This window comes from bacterium (assembly GCA_019912885.1).
Classification (GTDB): Bacteria; Lernaellota; Lernaellaia; order JACKCT01; family JACKCT01; genus JAIOHV01.
Map to the genome: position 1 here is coordinate 1 of JAIOHV010000198.1, position 5,467 is coordinate 5,467.

At 63.4% G+C, this 5,467-nt stretch carries 6 protein-coding genes; 4 read left to right on the forward strand and 2 right to left on the reverse strand.

Translation table 11 applies throughout. The annotated features are described in order from the left end of the window. The 3 genes from K8I61_17420 to K8I61_17430 all read left to right on the forward strand — a co-directional run. The coding region (locus K8I61_17420; protein MBZ0273823.1) for a hypothetical protein at positions 1 to 329 on the forward strand (329 nt) is incomplete at its 5' end. A gap of 37 nt (positions 330 to 366) precedes the next feature. Beyond that, positions 367 to 2,166, forward strand: coding sequence for a carboxypeptidase regulatory-like domain-containing protein (locus K8I61_17425; GenBank protein ID MBZ0273824.1), 1,800 nt, complete (start codon positions 367 to 369; stop codon positions 2,164 to 2,166). Positions 2,167 to 2,344: 178 nt separating this feature from the next. After that, on the forward strand, positions 2,345 to 3,259 hold the full coding sequence (locus K8I61_17430; protein ID MBZ0273825.1) for a hypothetical protein: 915 nt from the start codon (positions 2,345 to 2,347) through the stop codon (positions 3,257 to 3,259). Between the two features lie 180 nt (positions 3,260 to 3,439). Here K8I61_17430 and K8I61_17435 read toward each other — a convergent pair whose 3' ends face one another. Beyond that, on the reverse strand, positions 3,440 to 4,018 hold the full coding sequence (locus K8I61_17435; protein MBZ0273826.1) for an NAD(P)H-dependent oxidoreductase: 579 nt from the start codon (positions 4,016 to 4,018) through the stop codon (positions 3,440 to 3,442). 177 nt (positions 4,019 to 4,195) lie between these two features. Here K8I61_17435 and K8I61_17440 point away from each other — a divergent pair, with 177 nt between their 5' ends. Then, entirely contained in the window at positions 4,196 to 4,633 is a 438-nt protein-coding gene (locus K8I61_17440) for an acyl-CoA thioesterase (GenBank protein ID MBZ0273827.1), read from the forward strand. Positions 4,634 to 4,636: 3 nt separating this feature from the next. Here K8I61_17440 and K8I61_17445 read toward each other — a convergent pair. Continuing rightward, on the reverse strand, positions 4,637 to 5,467 hold an 831-nt coding region (locus tag K8I61_17445), incomplete at its 5' end, for a hypothetical protein (GenBank protein MBZ0273828.1).

A 5,467-nucleotide genomic window follows, 5' to 3' on the forward strand; every position in this document is an offset into this window, starting at 1 on the left:
CCACCACGACGACCACCTCCTCGACGCAACCGACGACCACGACAACCGGCGCGTCAACGACCACGACCACCACATCGACAACGACAACCTCGACCTCGGGGCCGACAACGACGTCGACGACATCGACGCAGCCGACGACAACCACGGCCGCTCCTGGCGGCACCACGACAACGACGACGCAGGCCGGCGCCACGACGACCACGACCGTTCCGTCGGATGACGACGCGACGGACGAGGCCGACGAGGAGCCGGATGACGTGTTTGAATTTGGAGACAACGGTCTGCGCGGCGGTTCCGGCCAGGGGCCGTTCGGCTTTGACTGTGACTGACCGGATAACGACCACGACCAAGCCGGGGAGGCAGGCGATGGCGAATCTCACGCGCGTTGGGGCAGTTCTTCTTGTCGTTTTCGCAGTGCTCGCGCCCGCGGCGGCGATGGGGCAGGAAGGCATCGATGTTCAAGTCTTCCGTCCCAGCATCTTCAACGGCAACTTCCTGGCAATCGAGGATGCGCACACGCTTGACGCGTGGTGTCCCGGCATCGGCATCTATGTCAACTACGCGAGCGATCCGGTTGTCCTCACCGACAAGGACGATCCCGCGGACGTCAAGGCCGAGTTCGTTAATGCGGTCACGACGCTCAACGGCACGCTCGCGATCGGCCTGTGGCGCTGGCTGTCCGTCGGCGCGGACATCCCCGTGCATCTGCAAAGCAACGCCCGCCGCATTGACGCACTCGACGCCGACCTGGACGCCGGCGAGGACCCGGGCATCGGCGATCTGGAGGGCAACGCGCTTCTCGGTGACATCAAGGGCGAGTTGAAATTCGGGATCCTCAACGAAGAGACGATCGGCGTCGGCCTCGCGCTCGGCGCGTTCGCCACGTTTCCCACCGGCGATCCGGAGATTTTCCTTGGCGAAGGCACGGTGAATCCCGGCGGCGTCCTGGCGCTCGAAAAGCGCTTCGGCATCGTCAACCTTGCCGCGAATGGCGGCTATCTCTTCCGCCCGGAGCGTTCGATCATCGGCGTCGATATAGGAAGCTCGGTCCTCTATGGCGCCGGCGTTTCGATCGGACGGGAGTACGGATTTTCCGCGTCGCTCGAATACTTCGGCCGGCAAACGGAAACCTCCGACGCCGATATCTTCCCGGTTAATCCGCAGGAAGTGATGCTCACGCTGCGTTACAAGTTCGGCAACGGTATCCGCTTCATCGGCGGCGGAGGCGGCGGCCTGACCGATTCCGTCGGATCGCCGTCCTATCGCCTGGTCGGCGGCGTTGATTACTACCCGGATTGCGACGCCGTCACGGAAGGCCGCCTGATCGTCAAGGTGCAGGACGAGAGCGGCGCGTCGATGCAAGCGTCGCTGTCGATAACGTACGCGGCGAAACCACAAACGCTCATGACCGACGCGACGGGCGCCTATCAGGCGACGGTTACGCCGGGTGTGTACGCGGTGACGGCGTCGAAGGGCGGCTACGAGTCCGATTCGGGCTCGGCTACCGTCAAGGACGGCAAGACCGCGACGCTTGTGCTGACGCTCAAGAAGATCCCCGAGCCGGTCACCACGCTGTCGGTGAAGGTCGTCTCGCAAAAGGACAATCAGCCGATCGGCGGATCGACGCTGACCATTCGAAACACCGCGACCGGTGAGGCAAATACGTACACACTCGCCGGCGGCGTGTGGTCCGACAACGTCGAACCCGGTTCCTACGAACTCACGGGCAGCGCGGACGGTTACAAGAAGAACGTCGGGACGGTGCAGGTCGCCGAGGGCCAGGCCGCGCAGGCCACGGTGGTGCTGAACAAGATCATCGTGCTGCTCGACAAAATCTACTTCTACTACGACACGGCCAAATTCAAGCCGTATTCGATCCCCGTGCTCGAAGACGCGTTGCAGAAGATCAAGACGATTGAGGCCGAGGGCGGTTTCAAGAAGCTGACGATCGAAGGCCACACGTCATCCGAGGGCACCGACGAGTACAACATGGATCTGTCCAAGCGCCGCGCGACAGCGGTATACAACTGGCTTGTCGAACACGGCATCCCGGCGGAAAGGCTTGAGTGGATCGGCTACGGCGAGACGCAGCTCGACGTGCCGAACGATGACACCGAGACCGAACGTGAGCTCAACCGCCGCGTGGTCTTCGTTCTGCACTATTGATGACCGCGCCGCGCGAGGCATCGCACGGCACGTGACGACAGCTTCCGAAAGGGCCGGCCGCATTTTGCCGGCCTTTTCACATTGGCGACGCGAAATGTCGCGGTGCGGTAACGCTCGTCATGGCCTTTGTCGTATGAAGGCGTATGGATAGGGACGACGGACGACAGGGAGGGAAATTGTGTTTTTGAAAACCTCGCCATTTTTCTTTTTTATCGTCGCGGCAGCGCTTGCGATCTCGCCTGCCGGGTGTTCGTGCGGAGACGACGACGACGATGATGATGATGCCGCCGCCGGTGATGACGACGACGACGACCTCGGCGGCGACGACGATCTTTCTGGAGACGACGACGTCGACGCGGGGTGCGTCGATATGGGCGATGGACTGTTCGAATGCGGCGTGGAAGCCGGCGGTGTCACACGGCGCTACCTGCTCGACGCGCCGGACGACGCGACGGCGGAGCTGAAGCCGCTCGTCGTTGCGTTTCATTTTGCCGGCAGCAGCCCCGAGGGCCTTCGCGTGGCGACGGGCTTGGCCGCCAAGGGCGACGAAGAAGGCTTTTTCGTCGCCTGGCCGCAGGGCTGGGAGAACGACGAAGGCAGCCGTCGCTGGACCGCGAACGCGTGCGCGTCGGACGATCAGGATTTCGTGCGCGCGATGATCGAGGATATCGTGACGCAGTTCGGCGTCGACGAGGCGCGCATCTACGCGACAGGCGGGTCAAACGGCGCGAGCTTCACCAACACCACCGGCGCGGCCAACGCGGGCGTCTTCGCGGCGATCGCGCCGGTCGCCGGCACGCTCGGCGCGGCGGAGGATTGCGGGGCCGAGGCGCCGCAGCCGGTGATGCTCGTTCACGGCCTCGCCGACGAAACCACGGACGTCGAACGCAGTCGCGAGGCACGCGATTTCTGGGTGGAGCTGAATGGTTGCACCAACACGGCGCAGGAATTCGACTGTCAACGCAACACGGACTGCGCGGGCGACGCCGAGGTGACGCTCTGCGAGTTGCCGGGCGTGGAGCACGTCTGGCCGACCGGCGATTTCAACGCCACGGACGAGATCTGGGAGTTCTTCGCGGCGCATTCGTTGTAGCGCGGGAATTTCTTTTCGGCGGTACACAGAGGACACAGGGCAGACACAGAGGACACGGAGCAATTGGGAACGGGGAATTGCGTATTGGGAACGTCCGTCGCACGAATTTGCGAATGGGCGCGACGGCATTTGCAATTGCGATGACCTTCCAGCCTTTCAGTCTTTCAGCCTTCCAGTCTTTTATTCGTGATACGCCGACGGCACGTTCTCCCGCCCGTGCTTTAGCACGCGGCTCATCCAGACGAGCTCGTCGAGCATCCGTTCGGCGCGCTTGCCCCAACGGTCGGCGTCCTTGATCTTTCCCTCGTCGTTGAATTGATCCTCGACGTTCGGCACGTTCAGATCGCTGAACGTCACCGCCAAGCCCAGCTCGCGCACCACGCCGACGAGTTGTTCCACGACGCGCGCGCCGCCCCACGGCCCGCGCGATACCGCCGTGATGGCGACCGCCTTGTGGATGTACGGTTTCAGCGTCAGGTCAAGGACGCTTTTGAGCACGCCGGGATAGCCGTGGTTGTACTCGGGCGTGACGATGACCATGCCGTCCATTTCCTTGATGGCATTGGTCCAGTCCGGGAATTCGCCGGAAAGCCCCATTCCGTAATCGTCCCGGGGAAGCGCGAAATCGCGTACGTCGAAGAATTTCGGGTCGATGTCCTCGCGCGCGTCGATCACGCTGCGCAGCCACTCGAAGACCATCGCGCTGTTGCGTTCGTTGCGATTGGTTCCCAGCACGACGACGATTTTGACCTTGCTCATGAGCGCTCCTTCAATTTGGTGTTGGACGCGATGCGCCGCATGGATTTCGAGAACGGCTCCAGAAAATTTCCGGCGAGTCCCCTGTGTATCCCCTGGGCTCGCCGTGTACCGCATGGACTTTCCGCGCCTTGACAGCCTTCGGCGCGCGCGGTCATCGTCGCGCAAAAGGGGGCCGGCGTGAGCGATCTGCGTGACAAATATCCCGTTGTCGTTTCGATTTCCGTCGCCTGGGGCGAAATCGACTCGTTTCAGCATCTCAACAATGTCGTCTACTTCCGCTATTTCGAAACGGCGCGCATCGAATATTTCCAGCGCGTCGCGCTCTGGAAGCCCGGCGCGACGCTCGCCCAGGGCCCCATCCTCGCCTCCGCGTCCATGCGTTTCAAGGCGCCGGTGACGTTTCCGGACACGGTATTCGCCGCCGTGCGCGTCACGGATATCGAAAAGGACCGATTCAAACTCGACTTCGCGCTCGCAAGCAAAAGGCTCGGACGCGTCGCAGCGACAGGGGAGGGGACGATCGTCTCCTACGACTACGTCGAAGGCAAAAAAATCGATTTGCCCGCGGCGTGGATCGACGCTATCCGCGCGATCGAGGCGACCGTCGGCGCGTAGCAATCATTCGCGCGCGAGATACGACGACAAAACCTTTTTTGGCATCGCCGACCGCGCGCCGGGCTTAAACGCACGTACCAGCGGTTGTCCCATCAGGTCCTTCGCCGGCGGGATCGCGAGGTAGGCGTAAATCGTCGGTGCGACGTCAACGGCATCGACGCGGCCAAGATCGAGCCCCGGCCGAATACCGGGACCGTGCAACAACAGGAACCCTTCCTGTCCCTCGGTATCGCCCGGCGGCAAGACAACAGCCAGCAACGCCGTCGGATGCGCGTCGGACAACTTGGTAAGGAATCGTCCGAGCGGCTCGGTATCCGCCTGCTCCGCGCGAATACGCGCCGTCACCAGATCCGGCGGCGTTGCGCCAGACGCCTGGGCGGCGATCCGCGCCGTAAGGCCGTCGAAATCGAAACCGGACTCGCCCGCAACGCGCGACCCATACAAAATAGGCCCCGACGCCATGAAAACGCGGCGCTGGAAGCGGCGGGCGACTTTCCAGATCGGCGGATAACCGGCCGCGATTCCGGCAAGGCGCGGATTGGCCATCCCAAGAGCGAGTTGCCGGTTGGCGCGGTCAACGTGGGGAACGCCGGTCGCGATCGTCGCAAGGGCTTCCTCCCCGCCATCGTTCGCCGCGAGCCGGGCGTGGCTCGCGGCGGGGAATCGCGGCAACAATGCGTCGCCGCCGGCCGGTCCCGGTCCATCGACCACCACCAGGATCACCCGCCGCGCGCTCGCCTCGCGGCCGGCGGGCGCGTTGGCGGAATCCAACACGAGGTAGGCCGCGCCGATCGCGGTCATCGTCGCGAGAACGGCGACGCGAAGAAAAATTTC